The sequence below is a fragment of the Wolbachia endosymbiont of Chrysomya megacephala genome (assembly GCF_008245065.1).
Taxonomy (GTDB): Bacteria; Pseudomonadota; Alphaproteobacteria; order Rickettsiales; family Anaplasmataceae; genus Wolbachia.
In genome coordinates this window covers 718,173-736,992 of the sequence record NZ_CP021120.1, presented here as the reverse complement: position 1 = coordinate 736,992, position 18,820 = coordinate 718,173, and the positions used below count along the sequence as shown (strand labels likewise).

The following is an 18,820-nucleotide window of genomic DNA, read 5'->3' as shown; positions in this document are numbered from 1 at the left end:
TTTATGAACAACTTTGAACAAATAAAAAAAGACATAGCAGAAAACGATGTAGTGCTGTATATGAAAGGCACCTCTGACTTTCCTCAATGCGGATTCTCTGGGCTCGTCGTATCAATTCTCAAAAATTTGAATGTAAAGTTTAAATGCATCAACGTACTTGAGAATGATGAAATACGTCAGTCCATAAAAAGTTTTTCTGATTGGCCAACAATTCCACAAATATATATAAAGGGAGAGTTTATTGGTGGCTGTGACATAATCCGCGAGATGTATGAAAAAGGTGAATTACAAAATTTGTTAAAAGAAAAAAAGGTTATTGCGGAGTAAGTTTACACAGCAAAGTGGCAAAATAAAAACATAGTGTCAGTGTCCAGACACTACCTTCTTTTCTGGATTTCAGTGTCAGCTACTTGAATCACAGAACTCGATGTCATGAAAGTAGCTGACACTGGAGTTATACCTTATCACCAGGCTTAACAAATAGATGGCCCAATGTTATTAACTTTATAGGCTTATCTTCGTTATTTACCACCACCCAAACACCATCATCTTCATGATCAACAATTTCTATTGCTGTAAATACTACATAATTATTGTTATCAACAATCTTTATTCCAAGAACGCCATCATCACTTAAACTTAAGGCCGAAGAAGGAATTTTATATGCAAATCTTTCACCTGAAGGGAGGCTTACACTAGCAGTCAGTCCTTGCAAGGATATAATCTCATTATCAGTTACCTTTACCTCCACTCTATAAGATCCAGTTTTAGGCTCAGCAATTTTACTAATAAAACTCACTTCACCTACTAATTCCCTTCCGTCTAGCAAATTAATTTGCGCTGCACTACCCAGTTTTATTTTATTTACTTCATTTTCTGAAACATACAACACTACAAGAACTTGATCAAAATTAACTATGTCAGTTATCTTCTGTCCAGAATTAACAAAATCCCCTTCATTTACGTTGATCTTATCTACATAACCATCAATAGGGGATTTAATCGCAGTATTTTCCAAATCCAACTCTAGCCTTTTTAGGTCAGCTTTTGCACTCTGCAATGCAGTAAAAGCTGCTTCCACTTTTATTTGTGCTCCATACCCTTTTGTATTCAATTTTCGAGAGGAATCATACTCAATTTCACGCTGCTTTAATAAAGCTTTGGCTTTTTCAACTTGCTCAACTCTGTCATAATCTTCTATCTTTAAAATTACATCGCCTCTTTTTACTTTTTCACCATCAGACAAATAAATAGCAATAACTTGACCACTTGTTCTTGAGACAAGGCTTGCCCTATGCAAGGGATTTACTGTACCAGAAAAATTTAAATATACAGTGCGATTTTGTGGAGTATAATCCTGAGTTTTTACTGAAAAACTACTAGTTGGATTATCACTATTAACTGCTTGATCTTTTTTTAAAAACGTACTGTTGATAAAAAACAGTAGAATAAGAGCAATACTGGAAACAATGATTACTTTGCTTCTCATCCTTAAGCAGTAAAATTTATTGACCAATCTTGTTAGAAATAACTGCATAAACTTTCGAATCAAAAGTGTAAGTATAATACATCTATTGTCACTCTATAAACAGTTTTATGTGAGCAAATTTTCCTAAAATTAAGTAAGTTTGCTAAAATGCAATTTTTAATCAAGAAACCTTATCCGAAAAGTTATTATGTCAATATAAGAATTAACATTATATTAGCATATAAGTACTAACGTAGTGTTAGTTTTATAATTAAGGAGTATATTATGACAAATCCTGTACTAAACCCTCCATTTCAATGGAAGGCACTTCATGATTGCTATAGAGAATGTGAAGAAAAGTCACCAGGTAATAGTTGGCAGGTAACAGCAGAGCAAAATAACTGCAAGTGGTACTGTCATCTGAAAGATACTCATGGCTTATTTAAATCTGATTCACAAGAAGAGTCGACACCTATTGATATAAGTAGTACATTCAGAGAGATTGGAAATAAATTCTATGATCTCGCAGATTCAGTGTCTGTTCTATAGTAAAATAAAGGATCAAAGTTCAATTAGTAAGTCTACTTTTGTAGACTTACTCTCTCATATTGACTCAACTGTAGCGCTGAAGTGCTAATGCCTGAGCTTTTTTTTACTGACTTTCCGTATTTTCAGGAAGAGGAGATCCTATTAACTCTATCTTGGTCTGTTGTACCACAATGTTTGTACAGCAACTAAAAGGGTGTCATTCAAGTAGCTGACACTGGAATCGAGAAAAGAATCCAGTATCAGTTACTTTCATGACAACCATTTGTTTCTATGGTTGTATTTCTCTCGTCTACCTATTTTGCCACCCTGATGAGGATATATTAGCATATATTTAAACAGAGCTTTAGCCCATCACTAAACCAACACCCAATTGCTCAACACTATCAATTTTAATTTGTAAAGTGCCCTTTATAAATTTATTAGCCTGGTCTGTACTCATAAAAACTGTATGTTTATTGGGCATTAATTTTTCCATATCTGCTCTATTTTTTTTATCTTGCAAATGAGGTTCGCAAATATAGCTATACTTTTTAAAATCTAGAAGTTTAGCAAAGCCATCACGATCATTCTCATGGTGAAAAGCAACATTTATACCTACTATTTCGTCCGTTTCTTGCAGCTTTCCATCTTTATCTATTACCTGTGCCTTAGCAAGCGCAACTGTAGGCTTATGGCCATAATTTGCTCCAATAACCCTTCTTATTGAATGTTCTATTGCTATTTTTTGCACTTCAGGATTTTTATCAAACTCTTTCAAAAAATTAAGGTGTAAGTTAATATATTCAGAGTATTTCAATCTGTGTTTTTTATGTATAGTTGGTTTGTAGGACAGTTCATTTGTAGGTGACTTATAGTTTGCAAGAAGCAATTTTTGTTCATATTGCTCATTAAATTTCTTTATCTTTTCAAAATGTCTTTCATATTGAGTCAATCCATCTTTTCCTTTTTTCTCCATCCTTTTCAAGAATTCCTCTACTGGCTCTCGTTTGGCTAGAGTAATTTTGCGTATAAGCGGAATTTGTTCTTTCAAGCTAATCCAATATGGTAGGCAAACAACTTTTGCATCTTTCGAAAATAGACCTTCTAATTTTTTCACTGCATTGTATAAGTTTGCTGGTTCTGGTTTATAATGCCCACTATTATTGTCTATATAAGTTATTTCACCATTTACCACTTTCATTAAACCAGAACATAAAACTGGCTTACCACCTGCAAGAGTTGAATGACGATAAGCCCATTCGCTTTTGTTAACATTAATATGTTCATGAGTTACTAGCTTTCCGTCAAGCGTGATCACATAAGCTACACAACCTTTTTTATCCTTACTAATTTTATCAGTTGTATCATATAATTTGCCCTCTAAGTTGTATAACTTAAGTTCCCCATCTTGCTCGCCAATAAATTTTCTTTGATCAAATTGTTCATCAGAGTTAAAATACTTAACCCTTGTATCAGTTCCAGGAATTTTTCTTCCTTCAACTCCAACTTCTGGAAACAAATTATATCGTGGAAAAAAATAAGTAAAATTATTCTCTATCCAATACAGAATCTTATTTATGATACCAAAAACTTTTCTATTACCTAAATCAATAGAGAGTTGCTGTTCCTTTGGTACTGCTAGATGATTGGACTTTGTACCAGACTTGCCAAATTCTTTGGCAGCATATTTAAACTTTTCTAGTAAATATTCCTTACGTTCTTTTGATATTGACATTTTTACCTCACTCACTATTATTTTATCCTATATTATTTTAGACAAAAAGTCAATCTTTCTTAAGATATTAAGAAAAGAAAAAGCAGCAGCAAAATAGCTAAACTGACTTAGATTTATCGACAATTTGAAAAATCATCATTCCGCTACTTGTTAGCCGAATCTATGTTCGCACAGTTAGTTATCGCTATTTACCCAACAAACTTATGCTAAGCTGTGCTGCCACTAATTTTGCAACCAGTACTCTATAAGGCGAGCATGACACATAATCAACCCCTGATTTGATGAAAAACTCTATGGACTGTGGATTCGCTCCATGCTCTCCACATATACCAAGTTTAATTTCTTTTCTGGTTTTTTTGCCCCTTTCGATAGCTATTCTGATTAATTCCCCTACCCCTTCGACATCTAGCACCTCAAAGGGATCGTTTTTGAATATGTTGCTTTCCTTATAAGAATCGAGGAAATTAACTGAATCATCTCGTGAAAGTCCCATAGTTGTTTGTGTTAAATCATTAGTGCCAAAACTAAAAAATTCTGCGTGTTTTGCGAGTTTGTCAGCAATAAGTGCTGCTCTTGGCAGTTCTATCATCGTTCCAATTGAATAGTTCACATCGAAATTTTCGGCTTCTTTCTTTATTAACTCGCATATCAGAATAAACTCTTTCTCACTCATGATAAAAGGAATCATGATTTCAGGTTTCACTTCTATCTTCTTTTCTTTCCTTAATTCACTTGCAGCACTGAGTATTGCCCTAATTTGCATGCCATATATTTCAGGATGAGAAATAGCAAGTCTACAACCTCGATGGCCAAGCATTGGATTTTTTTCTGATAACTGTGCTATTTTATTTTTTACTGATTCAACTGACTTATTCAGTGATTTGGCAATTTTCTCTATAATAGATTGATTGTGGGGCAAAAACTCATGTAGAGGTGGATCAAGTAAACGTATAGTAACCTCCCTGCCCTCCATAATAGAAAATATTTCTTTGAAATCAGACTTTTGCATTTCTTCGAGTTTATTTAATGCATTTGTCCTTTCATTTTCATCATCAGCTATTATCAACTTTTGAATGAATTCGATTCTATCACTAGCAAAAAACATATGTTCTGTGCGACATAATCCTATACCTTCTGAACCGAATTCTTTTGCAATTTTTGCATCTTTTGGAGTATCAGCATTCGCTCTCACCTTCACTGTTTTGATTTCATCTACCCAGTTAATTATCGTTTTGAATTCTTGAGATAATTCAGGCAAAATTGTAGGAAGAATACCAAGCATAACCTCTCCTGTTCCTCCATTGATGGTGATTGATTCACCTTTATTTACTTTTATATCCCCCATAGAAAGAAATTTTTCATCTTTATCAATATAAAGTCCATTTAGACTACAAATGCATGGTTTACCCATTCCACGAGTTACAACAGCGGCATGCGAGGTCATACCTCCTCGCGCTGTTACTATTCCACTTGCAGCATTCATTCCATTAATATCTTCAGGGCTCGTCTCTGATCTTACCAAAATTACTTTTTTACCCTGCTCTGCAGCTTTTTCAGCATCACTTGCACTGAATACTACATATCCAGAAGCAACACCTGGAGAAGCTGGCAGTCCTTTGCCTATTACTTCTTGATCGATTTTAACATCAAGAACTGGATGCAATAAATTGTCAAAAGTTTTTGGATCAATTCTCAATATTCCTTCCTCTTTTGTAATCGCTCCTTCTTCTACCATATCAACTATTATGCGAATAGCAGCTTCGGCTGTGCGCTTGCCAGACCTGGTCTGCAAAATCCATAACTTACCGTCCTGTACAGTAAATTCGATATCCTGCATGTCCTTATTATGCCTTTCAAGTTTTTCACATACCGCGCATAATTCTCGGTAGACACTTGGTAGCAACTTCTCCATGGTACTTTCTTGCTCCCCGTCAATTGGCATAGGAGTATAAACACCAGAAACCACATCCTCACCCTGAGCATTAACTAAAAACTCACCAAAAAGCTTTTTTTCTCCAGTTGAAGGATTCCTTGTAAATATCACACCAGTTGCTGAATTATCATTCAGATTACCAAAAACCATTGCTTGTACATTAACTGCAGTTCCAAGGTTTTCAGGAATATTATGTATTCTTCTATAGGAAACAGCCCTATCGTTTTTCCAAGAGGCAAATACTGCATTAACCGAGTTTAACAATTGCTCTTCAACGTTCTGCGGGAAATGCTTTCCAGTTTTTTCACATACTATCTCTTTAAAATCATTAACAATTTTCTTTAAAACATCAACATTAAGATCAGCTAAGCTTTTTGCTCCACTTTTTTGCTGTTCACTATCAACAATGTCTTGAAATAAGTGATGGTCAAGCTGTAGTACAACACTCGAGTACATCATGATGAAACGACAGTAGCTATCATAGGCAAAACGTTCGCCACTTTTTTTTGCAAGCCCAACAACGGTTGCATCATTTAGGCCAACATTTAGGACTGTATCGAGCATGCCCGGCATTGAATTCACACTACCAGAGCGTATGGAAACTAATAAAGGATTATTTGAATCCCCGAATTTACAACCGATGTCACTTTCGAGCATCGCCATGTAGTTTTTTATCTCGTTACGTAGATCACAAGACAATTCATTATCTTGACAATAGGCCTGACAAACAGCAGTGGAAATTGTAAAACCAGGTGGAACAGGAATGCCAATGTTACACATCTCTGCCAGATTTGCTCCCTTCCCTCCTAGTAGATTTCTCATTGCTGCATTACCTTCACAGTTGCTTTGGCTAAAGTAATATATTAACTTTTCTTGCATTTTTTTCGGATTTTCACTAATAAACATACTATACATACTATTCTAATAAATTTGTCAGGCAGGAGTAATAAATTTTGTAAAATTCAGCACAATTAAATAGCCTCTTTTCCTTTCATTCCAGTACTCTTTTCTGTCATCTCAATGACCTCTATGATGTCATTCCAGCGCATGACGCTGGAATCCAGTTCGTCCATAATCTCAACAAAAACGTTGTGTTTTAGCATAATTTTGTGCTCAATATGCTTATTTATAGTAAAGACTTCTGGATTCCAGTGGGCTTTGTTGCACCACTCAAGGAAAGAACAGGCAGTTACTGATGGAATTTGTTATAAAATAGATATTTAGCCGACAAAGGAAAAATATGCCAATAAGAATGAAAGTCAGTAACTGCAATGAATATAACAAATTTCTTCAAGAAAGGGGAAATGTTTTTCATTATATCAACGATGCCATTGAAAATTGGTACGAAAATAGTCCAAAAGTAGCAGGTGGCAACAATGTCTACAGCGACAAAGTAGTGATTCTAATTCACATAATAACCTATCTATTCAGGATTGGTCTTAGGCAAACAGTGGGATTTATAGAGAAATATCTTGAGCAAATAGGGAAAATTTTGCAAATTATCAGCTATTCGCAGGCTTCAAGAAGGTTTAAAAAGCTTAATATCAAAATCAACGACTGCAGAGTTGATAAGAACGATATGGAAGATATTGAAATTGCTATAGATAGTACAGGTATCAGCATCTACAATAATATTCCAGGCCATAGTAAGGCAAATGGTACAGATAGAAAGTATCGCCGCTATGAGCAAACAAGATGTAATGCTAGAGATAGGTAGTAAAAAAGTTATAGCTGCAAAATACAGTAGTGGAGTTTATTCCGACCACTATGGAGCCTGTGATCTTATTGAAAGAGTGGATACCAAGTATAACATAAGCACGATATATGCAGATAGATCGAAAGAAGTTATACAAACTGTGCGATGAGCTTGACATAAAGACAAGGATTCCTCCGCAAAATAATGCAGTAGAGCATCCGAAGTTGGATTATATGAATGAGAGAAATTCTACAATCAAGCTCATAAAGTCATATGATGAAGATGGTATGAAGAGGTGGAAAAAAGAGATAAATTATTGGAAGAGATCTTATATAGAAAGTTTTTTCTCGCGACTGAAGCAAATATTTGGATTTAGTTTTAGGAATAAATCTGAGATTAATCGTGAGAAGGAACTGCTACTCAAGTGTTATTTGCTTAACAAATTTACTGAAATAGGCATGGCTAAGTTTGATATAGCTTCATGAATTTATTATACATTACCCACTATCCGAAGAGCTGTGCAACAAAGCCATTCCAGTGTCAAGTGCTGGAATGACACCGTCATACCTGTTAGAGTATGAATGTAGCCTTATCTCACACTCCTGTCATCCCAGTGCCCAGACACTGGGATCCAGAAGACTGATCAAGTAATAAGAACTAGTCACGCGCTGGCTCTCTTAAATTACTTTAGCTATAAGTGTTAAGAAATTTACCAATCAAAAAAAGGCAAAAGAATCCACATGGTGCTGATTTTATTACTGTAATTGATAATGTGCTAACGCTTAAACGAAGCGTGTTTAGGCTGAATAGAAAAAAATAAAAAAAGGCATGCAGCCGCCATAATTTCGCCAATAAACACAAGATTTATCAAGAAGCTTCTATTAAATGAAAGTTATGCAAAAAATCTATTGCAAGTCTTTTAATATTCTGTTAAGAGCTGGAACAAATAAAAATTATTATGTTTGGATTAGAGAATAAGAAATTTCTGATTACTGGTGCATCAGGCGGAATAGGCCAGGCAATTGTAGAAATTATGCATAAGGCCAGAGCAACTTTATGTATTTCTAGTACAAAAAAAGAAATACTCGAAGAAGTTGCTAAAAAATATGAAAAAAACATTCACGTACTTCCTTGCAACTTATCAAATCCTGAAGAGGTAAATCAACTAATAAATAAAGCAAGTGAGTTGATGAAAGGCTTTGATGGACTCATATGCAATGCAGGAATTACACAAGACAGCTTATTGTTGAGAATGACAGATGAAGCATGGCAAAAGGTGATTGATATTAATTTGACCTCCACATTTAAGCTAAATAGAGAAGCATGCAAGAAATTAATTAAAAATAATTGGGGAAGAATCATAAATATTTCTTCAATAGTAGGATTGACAGGAAATGCCGGGCAAGTAAATTATGCAGCATCAAAAGCTGGAATAATAGCTATGAGCAAATCTATAGCAAAAGAAGTTGCAAGTCGCGGTGTAACAGTAAATTGCATTGCTCCTGGATTTATAGATACTAAAATGACTGAAGTTTTAAATGAAGGACAAAAGGAAAAAATATTAGATCACATCCCAATGAAAAGAATGGGAACAGGAAAAGAAATAGCAGCAGGAGTATTGTTTTTAGCAAGCGATGAGGCAAAATATATAACGGGACATGTGCTTAACATCAATGGTGGGCTATTTATGTAGCAACACTTATTTATGGACAAATTATAAGTTTTACTTTACAATAAGTATATATATAAATTTATTTTCGCGTTAGTTTATTACTTGGAGGCAAAAGAATGAGCTATATAATAAAAAAATTTTTTAATGCTTTGTGTATAGTGCTGTTTCTCTCTTTTTCAGATTACGCAAATGCTGCTACTGATATAGATGATACAACTGCCCAAGTAATATGCAATATTATTGGTTATATTTGGGGAATAGGTGGGCCACTTATGACTGTAGTCATAATAGGTGCAGCTTTGCTTGCAATATTTGGTAGAATGCCATGGCCAGCTCTCTTTGCCCTAGGTATGTTTTGTGGTGTATTTTTTGGTGCCAAAGCGATTATAATGAAAATTATACCCGATAGCATTAAACAAGATAGTATGTTGAGCAAGTGTGGGGAAAAATAACTTAAAAATCAGGATGTTTTTGTGTGTATTGTTCCTTCATGTCTTCAATCTGTAACAAATAATGACTGTCTTTCGGTAAAGTTTTAATAGCTAACTCAGCGTACTTCATAAATTTGTCTAAATTACCTTCAATACAAGCCTTTTTCGTCAAAGCAAAATAATACATTGCCATATCAGCGCTACGTTTATATGCAATACTTAAATACTTCCAGACAAAGGCGTTATTTGTTTCTACGTTTGCAACCTGCTCTAGGTAAAAAATTGCCTTCTCTATTTCACCGTGTAATAATAAAGTATGAGATAACGCAAGTTTCACTAAATAGTTATTCTTCTCAGATAAATATCTAAGTGATTCTTCATACATTTTTATTGCTTCACTTAAATTTCCAGCTTTGTATAACATCTCCGCTTTTAATTCATATAAATAAGGATCATTGCGTGACTCTTGAATCAATGAATTAACTTTAGTAATAGCCTCTTCTATCTTTCCTTGCCTATAGTGAATTACAGCATTTACATACTTAGAACTACCTTCATATTTATTAGATAACACATGAATAGGAGCAAAAAAAGAGTCTAGCTTTGCAACCATACGCTCAAACTTCAGCAATTTATCTGCAAGGATTGGTTTTATATTGTTTTTAACCTTATAATTCTGTACAGCAAATATACGCTTATCACTAAGTGGGTGAGTGCGGAAATACTCTTCAGTGTTTTCATGCTCAATACTCTTAAAATAGTCAAAAATCTCTTTCATACCCAAATTATCATAGCCAGATTCATCTAGGTATCTTAAAGCATAGCTATCTGCTACACTCTCTTGCTCTTGAGAATAGTTAAAAAACAACCTTGAACTAAGCGTTACACCACTAAGCAAGATTGCACTCGCAACCTGAGGGTTAATGACAATACTAGAAACTAATCCTACCATATAACTAATCATTGCTATTGATTGAAAATAACCTACAGCACTACTCATTTGTAATACATGACCAGCAGATATATGAGCAATTTCATGTGCTAATATACCAAGTAAGACATAAGGTTCAGTCGAATATTGTAAAAGCCCTAAATGAATGAAAATGCTATTATTGTTAATTACAAAAGCATTAATCGATCTATCATCAACTATAAAAACTTTTATTTTATCATTATCAATATCCGCAGCAGAAAATAAAGGTTGCGCTAGATCCTTAACTACCGCTTCCACTTCACTATCTCTAATAATACTAACAGAGTAAGCGCTATTACAGTATACGAAAAAAAATAGTAAAACAAAAAGCTTAGACATGGAAATTCCTTGTTTGTATAACTTTGAGGAATTTTGTATTTTAACACTTAAACTATACGAATCTATAAACGCTAGTTTAAATTTTGAACGTAACTGATAAGTTTATCAATGGTAGTTAACTTAATATTATGTTGTTCAGCAAATTCAAGCAACTGGGGTAAGCGCATCATAGAGCCACCATCATTCACTAATTCACAAATAACTGCAGAATGATTACATCCCACTAACTTAGCTATCTCAACACTTGCTTCAGTATGACCAGCACGTTGCTCTACTCCACCCTCATGTGCAATCACAGGAAAAATATGACCGGGAGTTATAATGTCATCCTGAGTTCTATTTTTATCAATAGCAACATGTATAGTTTTTGTTCTATCCTCAGCTGAAACACCCGTAGTAATACCATAACGTGCATCAATTGATGTAGTAAAAGCAGTATGATTTTCACCAACATTTTTTTTTTCCATGAAACTAAGGCCTAACCTTTTCATGTGAACTTTAGTCATTGCTAAACAAACAATCCCTGTACCGTATCTAACCATAAAAGCCACATGTTCTGGCTCTAATTTCTCAGCTAATACAATCAGATCACCTTCATTCTCTCTGTTTTCATCGTCAACTAAAATGAATAATTTACCAGAACTAGCATCCCTCAATACATCTTCCACAGAAGAAATACCAGGTAGACTAATTGAAGGATAAGTTACTTGTACCATGATTTACTTAAACTCAATCTTAACTATTTTATACAATTTCTCTCCATTTGGCACTATCACTTCCACATACTCACCAACTTTTTTGCCAATTAAAGCACTACCGAGTGGTGAATCCGTAGAGATCAACTGCTTTGAAGCATCAGCTTCATATCCACCTACAATCTTATAAACATATTCAATTTCACTGTTATCATCACCGAGCATGCTTACCGTAACAGTTGCACCAAACATTACTGTATCACCAGACAAATTTTTTACTTCTATCACTTCTGCATGTGAAAGTTTACTTTCTACCTCAATTATACGGCCTTCAATAAAACTTAATCTCTCCCGTGCTGCATGATATTCTGCATTTTCTGATAAATCGCCTTGATCACGAGCATCAGAAATAGCCTGTATGATAGAAGGTTTTTCTTCCTTTAATTTCTCAAGTTCGACTTGCATACTCTCAAAACCTTCCCTTGTAATAGGAAACTTGTTAACAATGGATGAAGTCATAATCACCGCCTAAACGCAATTAAATTGAGTGACAAAATCACTCACAATACCAAGAATATCATCTTTTATATCATCATTCATGTCACCCGACAACTTTTTTAAAACTCCAGGGTGAACAGTTTGAAAATAATTGATAAGATCACACTCGAACCTATTGATGTTGCTCACCTGTACCTTATTTAATTGACCATACAGATTAGAAAAGATATACATAAGCAATACTTGCTCTTCTATTTGCATAGGTGAATACTGTTTTTGCTTTAATAATTCAATAAGGTATTTACCTTTGTTTAAGGACAATTGAACAGTAGCATCAAGATCAGAACCAAATTTAGCAAAGTCTTCCAGTTCTCTATATTGGGCCAAACTCAGCTTTATAGAACCAGCAACTTTTTTCACAGATTTCAATTGTGCAGCAGAGCCAACCCGAGAAACCGATAAACCTATATTCACTGCAGGGCGAAATCCTTTGTGAAACAATTCAGACTCAAGAAAAATTTGTCCATCGGTAATTGAAATCACATTAGTTGGAACATATGCAGATACATCGCCAGCCTGAGTCTCAATAATCGGCAAAGCAGTCAAAGATCCCTGTCCTTTTTCATCAGACATTTTGGCAGCTCTTTCAAGCAAGCGAGAGTGTACATAGAATATATCTCCAGGATAAGCTTCACGACCAGGAGGACGTCTAAGCAATAAGGACATCTGCCTATATGCCACAGCATGCTTAGATAAATCATCATATACCACCAAGCAATGCATTCCATTATCACGGAAAAATTCTCCAATAGTGCAACCGGTATAAGGTGCTAAAAATTGCATAGGCGCGCAGTCAGATGCGCTAGCCACAACTACGGTTGTATACTCTAATGCTCCACTTTCTTTTAGCTTATTCACCACTTTTGCTACTGTCGAAATTTTTTGTCCAATAGCAACATAAACACAGTAAATTTTTTGATTTTCGTTTACCTCATCATTAATCTTCTTCTGATTGATAATAGTATCAATCGCAATAGTGGTTTTACCAATTTGTCTATCGCCAATAATTAATTCACGTTGCCCTCTACCTATAGGAATCAACAAATCTATAATTTTAATTCCTGTCTGCAGAGGTTCATGCACAGATTTACGGTCAATAATACCTGGCGCTTTAGATTCTATATACATTTTGTTCTTGGCTCTAATTTCTCCGCCATCGTCTATAGGATCGCCTAATGCATTTACAACTCTCCCTAATAATTCATGACCTACAGGCACCTGTACAACATCACCACTACATTTTACAACGTCCCCTTCTTTTACATCACGGTCATTGCCAAGCACAACTATTCCAGCTGTATCATGATCTAAATCAAGAACTATTCCTTCTACACCGCTTGCAAAAGATACCTTTTCACCAAACTTTGCTTTTTCCAGCCCATAGACCAATGTGATACCATCCGTTACTGAAATTACTTCACCTATATTTTCTCGTTTTATAGGATTATCAAATGTCTCAACCTTCTCTTTTATTATGTTTACTACTTCAGAGGCATTTATGCTATTCTTCATATACAATTCCTTATTTTCAACATTTCCATTTTACTCAAATCAACCAATCTATCCAAATAACTCTTAAGCGAAGCATCAATCACGTTAAAACCATACCTAACTACAAAGCCACCTAGTATAGAAGGATCAACCACATGACTGACTTTTATTATTTTACCAAGAAAGTTCAAAGATTCAGTAATTATTTTTATATCAGGTTTCTTTAAAATCTCTGCTGATTTTATAGTAATTTCCAATTCATTTTCACTTTCCCTTACAAGATTTAAGAATTTTTCTAATATAAGGATTAATAAACGGGAGCGCTTGTTTGCAAGTGTAACCATAATAAATTTGACTAAGTTTTCACTCAAGTTCTCCTTTATAGAAAGTATCGCTTCTTTTTTGTGCAAAAGAGAAACCATAGGATGAGATAGATACACAAAAACATCTTGATCTTTAAAAAAAGCTAACAAAAATTCTACTTCTTTTCTTATAATACCTAATCTGCTTCCTGAGACATGAAACAGTGCTCTAGCATAAGATGAAACTAAATTATTGTTTTTCATATTCAATTACCTGTTCTAGTAAATCTAAATTATTTTAGCTACCATTGTTCAATCCAAGCATTTTTTATATAAATAGGTCTTCTCCTTAAGGAAAGAAAACATAAATCATATCTGACTGAATAATCTAAAAAATCAAGATTTTTACTTAAGAAATATTTAGAAGAATTTATAATAGACTGACACTGAAAATGAGATATCGGTACTTCTTTTCCAAATAAACTTGTTTTAACTTCTATAAAAATCAGCTCCCTTTTTTTAGATACAATTAAGTCAATTTCACCCAACTTACAACGGAAGCGACGTTTTATAACATTATAGAATTTCAGCTTTAAATATATCGAAACTAACAATTCTCCAAAGTAACCTACAAAATAGCGTAACCTACTTACCATAAAAAGAATAATTAGCTTTGTGTAACTACTTTGCTTCCTTTTTTATTTTTACTATAAATCTCACCTTTTGCTGAAATATCTCTATCAACTAGCTCTATCACTGCCATTGGAGCGCAATCACCCTTTCGAGTACCAAATTTTATTATTCTAGAATATCCACCTTTACGGTCTTGATAACGATTAGCTAGAACGCTTAATAATTTATCAACTACTAACTTACTATTATGAAGACGTGAAAGCAAAAGCCTTCTACCATGTAAAGAATCGTTATTCTTAGCAATTGTAATAAACTTTTCCACATATGGACGAAGTGCTTTAGCCTTTGGTAAAGTAGTTACAATCTGCTCATGATTAATTAACGAGATAGATAGATTCTTTAACATTGATAACCTATGCTCGGTACAACGAGACAGTTTATTTTTCTTTATTCCATGTTTCATATACTACCTAATCCTCATCAGTATGTTGTTTAGCCAGTTCATCTATATCCTTAGGCGGCCAATTTGGTATATTCATACCCAAAGACAAACCTGAATTATTTAAAATTGCCTTGATTTCATTCAAAGACTTTCGGCCAAAATTAGCAGTTCTTAACATTTCAACTTCCGTCTTTTGCACAAGATCACCTATATAAGTGATATTTTCATTTTTCAGACAGTTATGAGATCTAACAGATAATTCCATTTCATCTACTTTACGCAATAGAACAGGATCATAGCCCAAATCTTTAGCACCACTAGACAAAGAAACTTGCGATTTTTTATAACTCATATCAGAACTAATAAAAGGCTGAAATTGCTCCTGTAATATTCTTGCAGCATAGTCAACAGCTTGACTTGGAGAGATTGTACCATCAGTTTCAATTGACAATATCAGCTTATCTTTATCAGTAACTTGACCAACACGACTATTCTCTACTCTATACGAAACCCTCTCAACAGGACTATATAAAGCATTAACTGGAATAAAACCAATTAAATCTTGTTCATTCATAGACTTTAAAAATTCATTTTCTTTATATTTATTTACAGAAAGATAACCTTTTCCACTAGCAATATATATAGTAATGTTAAGCTCCACATCTTGACCTAGTGTACATATCACCAAATCTTTATTAACAATAGAGCATTGGTCATCAGTTTCTATCATTCCAGCTAATACTTGACAAGGCCCTTTAGCGCTCAAATTTAAGCACTTATTAGACGTGTTATTTAACTTACATCTCAACATGCCCATATTTAATGCTATATCAGTTATGTCTTCCCTAACTCCTTGGATCGAAGTAAATTCATGATTCACGCCTTCAATTTTTATTCCATAAACAGCACTACCGCGAAGAGAAGACAACATTACACGCCTTAATGCATGACCCAACGTTAAAGCAAAACCACTTTCCAAAGGTTCTAGAACTATATCACTTTTTTTACTTGAATCACCTGATATTACCTTAATCGCATTAGGCTTAGTTAATCTATCTAAATTTCCACAGAAAGAGACATTATCACTATAATACATACAAAAACCTTCCAAATATCCTATACTCTTCTTTTTTTCCTTAGTCTACACCCATTATGAGGTATCGCCGTTTTATCTGCAATTGAAGTGACAGTCAATCCACAATTCCGAAGTGCTTTAACTGCAGCTTCTGCACCAAAACCAGGACCACGAATTATTACAGAAACAACCTTCATACCAAATCTCTCTATTACTTTCTTCGCAGCAGAATCGGCAACCTTACCTGCAGCATAAGGTGTGGATTTTCTCGAACCAGAAAAACCACATGCACCAACAGAAGTCTGGTAAAGCGTATTACCACAAACATCAGTCACATTTACAAAAGTATTATTAAAAGTTGCACGAATATGGACAATACCAGTAATAAACCTTTTTGTATTCTTACCAACCGTTTTAACTTTTTTCATAAAAACTCACGATAATAACAAATTTTATTTTTTTCCAGCAATAGGCAATTTAGATCTGCCTTTACGAGTTTTAGCATTAGTATGGGTTCTTTGTCCCCTCACAGGCAAACCTTTTCTATGCCTTAATCCTCTATAGCAACCGATTTCCATTAAAGATTTTATATCCATAGCTACTTTTTTTCTGAGCTCACCCTCTATGACATATTTTTGCCTAATAAAACTACTAATTTTCTCTATATCTTCATCTTGTAATTCTAAAACACGCTTACGCTCATCAATTTTACAGCTACGACAAATTATATTCGCAGTAGTAATACCTATACCATGTATATAAGTTAATGCAAAAGGAACACACTTCTTCACTGGAACATTTATGCCTGCAATACGTGCCACTGATACCTCGATACTTTATTAATAATAACTCTTAATTTATACCATAAAACAACTTATAGTCAAATCAAATTACAAGAAATTTTACTTTCAATCTCTTGCATTACTCTATCAACACTCAAATTAGCGTTAATTGTTAACAACTTGTCCTTATAATACTCGCGCAAACCCTCTATCTGAGAATGATATTCTCTTATCCTCTTATTAATTGCAAGCATATTAGCATCATCAATTCTCTTCTCCAATCTCGTACTTTTACATTTAGCACAAGTAGTATTCTTAAAAGAAGATATACTATATATACTTTTACAATCCAAACAAGTAAGACGATCTTTTAATCTATCAATTGCAATATTATCGTCAAGCTGCAACTCAATTACAAGATCAACATCCCTATTGCATCTTTTTTGCAAAACTTGAGTTAAAAAATGAGCTTGATTTAAATTTCTTGGAAAACCATCTAACAAAAAATCACCATCTATTAATGCAAGCTGGTCACACAATAATTTACATATAACTTCATCTTGAATTAAATTACCAGATTCAACAGTATCCTTTATTCCTTTACCTAATTTACTCTCACTAGATATAATATTCCTTAATAAATCTCCTACTGAAACTAATTTAAAATTATACTTTGCTATTAACAAACTGGACTGAGTACCCTTACCAGAGCCAGGAGGACCAAAAATTGTAATAATCACTTTAGTCTCCTTGTTTTAGACTCATATTTCTTTATCCAACTATCGTACCTATTTGAAAAAACATAAGATTGTACTTGCATAATAGTATCAGTAATAACGTTAACTATAATCAGCAAGCTCGTCCCACCAAAAATAAATGGTATATCATAATGATACCTCATAATTTCAGGTACAGTACATATTACCACCAAATACGCAGACCCAATAAATGTTAATTTAAAAACTATATCTTGAAGATAATCAGAAGTATGTTTTCCAGGCCCTCTACCAGGAATAAAACCACCATTTTTCCTAAGAAAATCAGCATTTTCCTCTGGATTAAATATAAAATTGGTATAGAAAAAATTAAAAAGCACTATGAGTATTAAGTAAGTTATAATGTACATCACTTTATTTGCCATAAAGTAGTTTAAAATAAAATCAGCAATGGCATGACCTTTATAGAAATTTGCAATTGAAATAGGCGTTAATAGAATTGCGTTAGCAAAAATAGTTGGTATTACACCAGATAAATTGATCTTCAATGGAATGTAAGTAAAATCATCATTATGTAATTTTTTAAACTGTTTTTTGGGATATTGAACAATTACCTTTCTATAAGAAGATTCTGTAAAAATGACTAAAAGGAGCAGTAAAAAAAACAATGCTATAACAAAAAGGGTAATGAAAAATGACATACTACCATTTTCATTTAATGTTAGCAGAGATGATAAAGCATTATGTAATTCAGATGTTATGCCAGTAAAAATGATTAATGAGATACCATTTCCTATACCGCTCACACTGATCCGCTCACCAAGCCATATTAAAAATATAGTTCCACCTAAAAGGCTAAAGACACCTATAGTACGAAACATAATACCAGGTTCAACTACAACTAATACCCCTTCTCTATTCATTCTTTCTAACCCTATTAAGATCGTAATTGATTGAAAGATACAAAACACTATAGTCATATAGCGTATATAAGAGTTCATCTTTCGACGTCCCAACTCTCCGTCATTTTTAATTTCATTGATTCCTTTAACGGCAGAAGATAATAATTGCATAACTATGGATGCAACTATGTATGGCATAACGTTTAACGCCAAGATCGTCATTCTAGCTAAAGCGCCACCAGAAAATAAATTAAATACTCCAAAAACACCAGAACTCTCTTTTGGAAATATATCATTGATTATATCAAGATTAATTCCAGGAATAGGAACATAAGTGCCTAAACGATAACAAACTAAAGCCATTAGAGTAAAAAATATACGCTTTAGTAAATCACTTTTATATAACAGCGTAGAATCCAAACTATTAAATGCAAATTTACTGTTCATGA

At 33.8% G+C, this 18,820-nt stretch carries 20 protein-coding genes and 1 pseudogene; 5 read left to right on the top strand and 16 right to left on the bottom strand.

Annotated elements, in window-relative coordinates:
- The first annotated feature begins 3 nt into the window (after window positions 1–3).
- Window positions 4–327 carry a Grx4 family monothiol glutaredoxin gene (grxD, locus tag CAI20_RS03600; protein WP_063631065.1) on the top strand — a complete coding sequence of 108 codons (324 nt, stop codon included), beginning with the start codon at window positions 4–6 and terminating at the stop codon, window positions 325–327.
- A gap of 127 nt (window positions 328–454) precedes the next feature.
- Here the strand turns inward: grxD and CAI20_RS03595 are convergent, their stop codons facing one another.
- Entirely contained in the window at window positions 455–1,489 is a 1,035-nt protein-coding gene (locus tag CAI20_RS03595) for an efflux RND transporter periplasmic adaptor subunit (RefSeq protein WP_246111557.1), read from the bottom strand.
- A 264-nt stretch (window positions 1,490–1,753) separates the two neighbouring features.
- Here CAI20_RS03595 and CAI20_RS03590 point away from each other — a divergent pair, with 264 nt between their 5' ends.
- Window positions 1,754–2,017, top strand: coding sequence for a hypothetical protein (locus CAI20_RS03590; RefSeq protein ID WP_063631063.1), 264 nt, complete (start codon window positions 1,754–1,756; stop codon window positions 2,015–2,017).
- Window positions 2,018–2,360: 343 nt separating this feature from the next.
- On the opposite strand, the gene CAI20_RS03585 is transcribed toward CAI20_RS03590, so the two are convergent.
- The 3 genes from CAI20_RS03585 to CAI20_RS06775 form a co-directional block, all read right to left on the bottom strand.
- A complete protein-coding gene (locus tag CAI20_RS03585; RefSeq protein ID WP_149168808.1) occupies window positions 2,361–3,731 on the bottom strand; it encodes a hypothetical protein in 1,371 nt (456 codons plus the stop codon).
- Between the two features lie 184 nt (window positions 3,732–3,915).
- The gene (gene ppdK, locus CAI20_RS03580) at window positions 3,916–6,570 is read right to left on the bottom strand and encodes a pyruvate, phosphate dikinase (RefSeq protein ID WP_007302565.1); all 2,655 of its coding nucleotides are present in this window, start codon (window positions 6,568–6,570) and stop codon (window positions 3,916–3,918) included.
- A 65-nt stretch (window positions 6,571–6,635) separates the two neighbouring features.
- A complete protein-coding gene (locus CAI20_RS06775; protein ID WP_007302564.1) occupies window positions 6,636–6,767 on the bottom strand; it encodes a hypothetical protein in 132 nt (43 codons plus the stop codon).
- 137 nt (window positions 6,768–6,904) lie between these two features.
- On the opposite strand from CAI20_RS06775, the pseudogene CAI20_RS06900 reads away from it, so the two are divergent.
- From CAI20_RS06900 to CAI20_RS03555, 3 genes and pseudogenes are all read left to right on the top strand, one after another.
- Window positions 6,905–7,845 (top strand): annotated as a pseudogene (locus CAI20_RS06900) (IS5 family transposase).
- Window positions 7,846–8,318: 473 nt separating this feature from the next.
- The gene (gene fabG / locus CAI20_RS03560) at window positions 8,319–9,053 is read left to right on the top strand and encodes a 3-oxoacyl-[acyl-carrier-protein] reductase (protein WP_019236930.1); all 735 of its coding nucleotides are present in this window, start codon (window positions 8,319–8,321) and stop codon (window positions 9,051–9,053) included.
- 95 nt (window positions 9,054–9,148) lie between these two features.
- On the top strand, window positions 9,149–9,484 hold the full coding sequence (locus CAI20_RS03555; RefSeq protein ID WP_007302562.1) for a TrbC/VirB2 family protein: 336 nt from the start codon (window positions 9,149–9,151) through the stop codon (window positions 9,482–9,484).
- A gap of 1 nt (window position 9,485) precedes the next feature.
- Here the strand turns inward: CAI20_RS03555 and CAI20_RS03550 are convergent, their stop codons facing one another.
- From CAI20_RS03550 to secY, 12 genes are all read right to left on the bottom strand, one after another.
- Window positions 9,486–10,775, bottom strand: a complete 1,290-nt coding sequence (locus CAI20_RS03550) for a M48 family metalloprotease (protein ID WP_149168807.1) — start codon at window positions 10,773–10,775, stop codon at window positions 9,486–9,488.
- Between the two features lie 71 nt (window positions 10,776–10,846).
- Complete coding sequence (ribB, locus tag CAI20_RS03545; RefSeq protein WP_149168806.1) at window positions 10,847–11,491, bottom strand: 3,4-dihydroxy-2-butanone-4-phosphate synthase; 645 nt, start codon at window positions 11,489–11,491, stop codon at window positions 10,847–10,849.
- Window positions 11,492–11,494: 3 nt separating this feature from the next.
- Entirely contained in the window at window positions 11,495–11,989 is a 495-nt protein-coding gene (greA, locus tag CAI20_RS03540; RefSeq protein ID WP_007302559.1) for a transcription elongation factor GreA, read from the bottom strand.
- A gap of 9 nt (window positions 11,990–11,998) precedes the next feature.
- Entirely contained in the window at window positions 11,999–13,540 is a 1,542-nt protein-coding gene (gene atpA, locus CAI20_RS03535; protein ID WP_007302558.1) for a F0F1 ATP synthase subunit alpha, read from the bottom strand.
- Entirely contained in the window at window positions 13,537–14,085 is a 549-nt protein-coding gene (gene atpH / locus CAI20_RS03530) for an ATP synthase F1 subunit delta (protein ID WP_007302557.1), read from the bottom strand. Before atpH ends, atpA begins: the two co-directional genes overlap by 4 nt.
- A 38-nt stretch (window positions 14,086–14,123) precedes the next feature.
- Window positions 14,124–14,477, bottom strand: a complete 354-nt coding sequence (locus CAI20_RS03525) for a YraN family protein (RefSeq protein ID WP_010404733.1) — start codon at window positions 14,475–14,477, stop codon at window positions 14,124–14,126.
- Between the two features lie 11 nt (window positions 14,478–14,488).
- Entirely contained in the window at window positions 14,489–14,917 is a 429-nt protein-coding gene (gene rplQ / locus CAI20_RS03520) for a 50S ribosomal protein L17 (protein ID WP_010404731.1), read from the bottom strand.
- Between the two features lie 7 nt (window positions 14,918–14,924).
- Window positions 14,925–15,992, bottom strand: coding sequence for a DNA-directed RNA polymerase subunit alpha (locus CAI20_RS03515; protein WP_007302554.1), 1,068 nt, complete (start codon window positions 15,990–15,992; stop codon window positions 14,925–14,927).
- A 20-nt stretch (window positions 15,993–16,012) separates the two neighbouring features.
- Window positions 16,013–16,399, bottom strand: a complete 387-nt coding sequence (rpsK, locus tag CAI20_RS03510) for a 30S ribosomal protein S11 (protein ID WP_006012273.1) — start codon at window positions 16,397–16,399, stop codon at window positions 16,013–16,015.
- Window positions 16,400–16,423: 24 nt separating this feature from the next.
- A complete protein-coding gene (gene rpsM / locus CAI20_RS03505; protein ID WP_007302553.1) occupies window positions 16,424–16,792 on the bottom strand; it encodes a 30S ribosomal protein S13 in 369 nt (122 codons plus the stop codon).
- 59 nt (window positions 16,793–16,851) lie between these two features.
- On the bottom strand, window positions 16,852–17,493 hold the full coding sequence (locus CAI20_RS03500; RefSeq protein ID WP_007302552.1) for an adenylate kinase family protein: 642 nt from the start codon (window positions 17,491–17,493) through the stop codon (window positions 16,852–16,854).
- Window positions 17,490–18,818: a preprotein translocase subunit SecY gene (gene secY, locus CAI20_RS03495; protein WP_149168805.1), complete on the bottom strand. Its 1,329-nt coding sequence runs from the start codon at window positions 18,816–18,818 to the stop codon at window positions 17,490–17,492. Before secY ends, CAI20_RS03500 begins: the two co-directional genes overlap by 4 nt.
- Between the last annotated feature and the right edge of the window lie 2 nt (window positions 18,819–18,820).

Bases quoted from the DNA above. Each gene is read 5' to 3' on its own strand.
- grxD (WP_063631065.1), top strand. From the start codon at position 4: ATGAACAACTTTGAACAAATAAAAAAAGACATAGCAGAAAACGATGTA.
- CAI20_RS03595 (WP_246111557.1), bottom strand. From the start codon at position 1,489: ATGAGAAGCAAAGTAATCATTGTTTCCAGTATTGCTCTTATTCTACTG.
- CAI20_RS03590 (WP_063631063.1), top strand. From the start codon at position 1,754: ATGACAAATCCTGTACTAAACCCTCCATTTCAATGGAAGGCACTTCAT.
- CAI20_RS03585 (WP_149168808.1), bottom strand. From the start codon at position 3,731: ATGTCAATATCAAAAGAACGTAAGGAATATTTACTAGAAAAGTTTAAA.
- ppdK (WP_007302565.1), bottom strand. From the start codon at position 6,570: ATGTTTATTAGTGAAAATCCGAAAAAAATGCAAGAAAAGTTAATATAT.
- CAI20_RS06775 (WP_007302564.1), bottom strand. From the start codon at position 6,767: ATGCTAAAACACAACGTTTTTGTTGAGATTATGGACGAACTGGATTCC.
- fabG (WP_019236930.1), top strand. From the start codon at position 8,319: ATGTTTGGATTAGAGAATAAGAAATTTCTGATTACTGGTGCATCAGGC.
- CAI20_RS03555 (WP_007302562.1), top strand. From the start codon at position 9,149: ATGAGCTATATAATAAAAAAATTTTTTAATGCTTTGTGTATAGTGCTG.
- CAI20_RS03550 (WP_149168807.1), bottom strand. From the start codon at position 10,775: ATGTCTAAGCTTTTTGTTTTACTATTTTTTTTCGTATACTGTAATAGC.
- ribB (WP_149168806.1), bottom strand. From the start codon at position 11,491: ATGGTACAAGTAACTTATCCTTCAATTAGTCTACCTGGTATTTCTTCT.
- greA (WP_007302559.1), bottom strand. From the start codon at position 11,989: ATGACTTCATCCATTGTTAACAAGTTTCCTATTACAAGGGAAGGTTTT.
- atpA (WP_007302558.1), bottom strand. From the start codon at position 13,540: ATGAAGAATAGCATAAATGCCTCTGAAGTAGTAAACATAATAAAAGAG.
- atpH (WP_007302557.1), bottom strand. From the start codon at position 14,085: ATGAAAAACAATAATTTAGTTTCATCTTATGCTAGAGCACTGTTTCAT.
- CAI20_RS03525 (WP_010404733.1), bottom strand. From the start codon at position 14,477: ATGGTAAGTAGGTTACGCTATTTTGTAGGTTACTTTGGAGAATTGTTA.
- rplQ (WP_010404731.1), bottom strand. From the start codon at position 14,917: ATGAAACATGGAATAAAGAAAAATAAACTGTCTCGTTGTACCGAGCAT.
- CAI20_RS03515 (WP_007302554.1), bottom strand. From the start codon at position 15,992: ATGTATTATAGTGATAATGTCTCTTTCTGTGGAAATTTAGATAGATTA.
- rpsK (WP_006012273.1), bottom strand. From the start codon at position 16,399: ATGAAAAAAGTTAAAACGGTTGGTAAGAATACAAAAAGGTTTATTACT.
- secY (WP_149168805.1), bottom strand. From the start codon at position 18,818: ATGAACAGTAAATTTGCATTTAATAGTTTGGATTCTACGCTGTTATAT.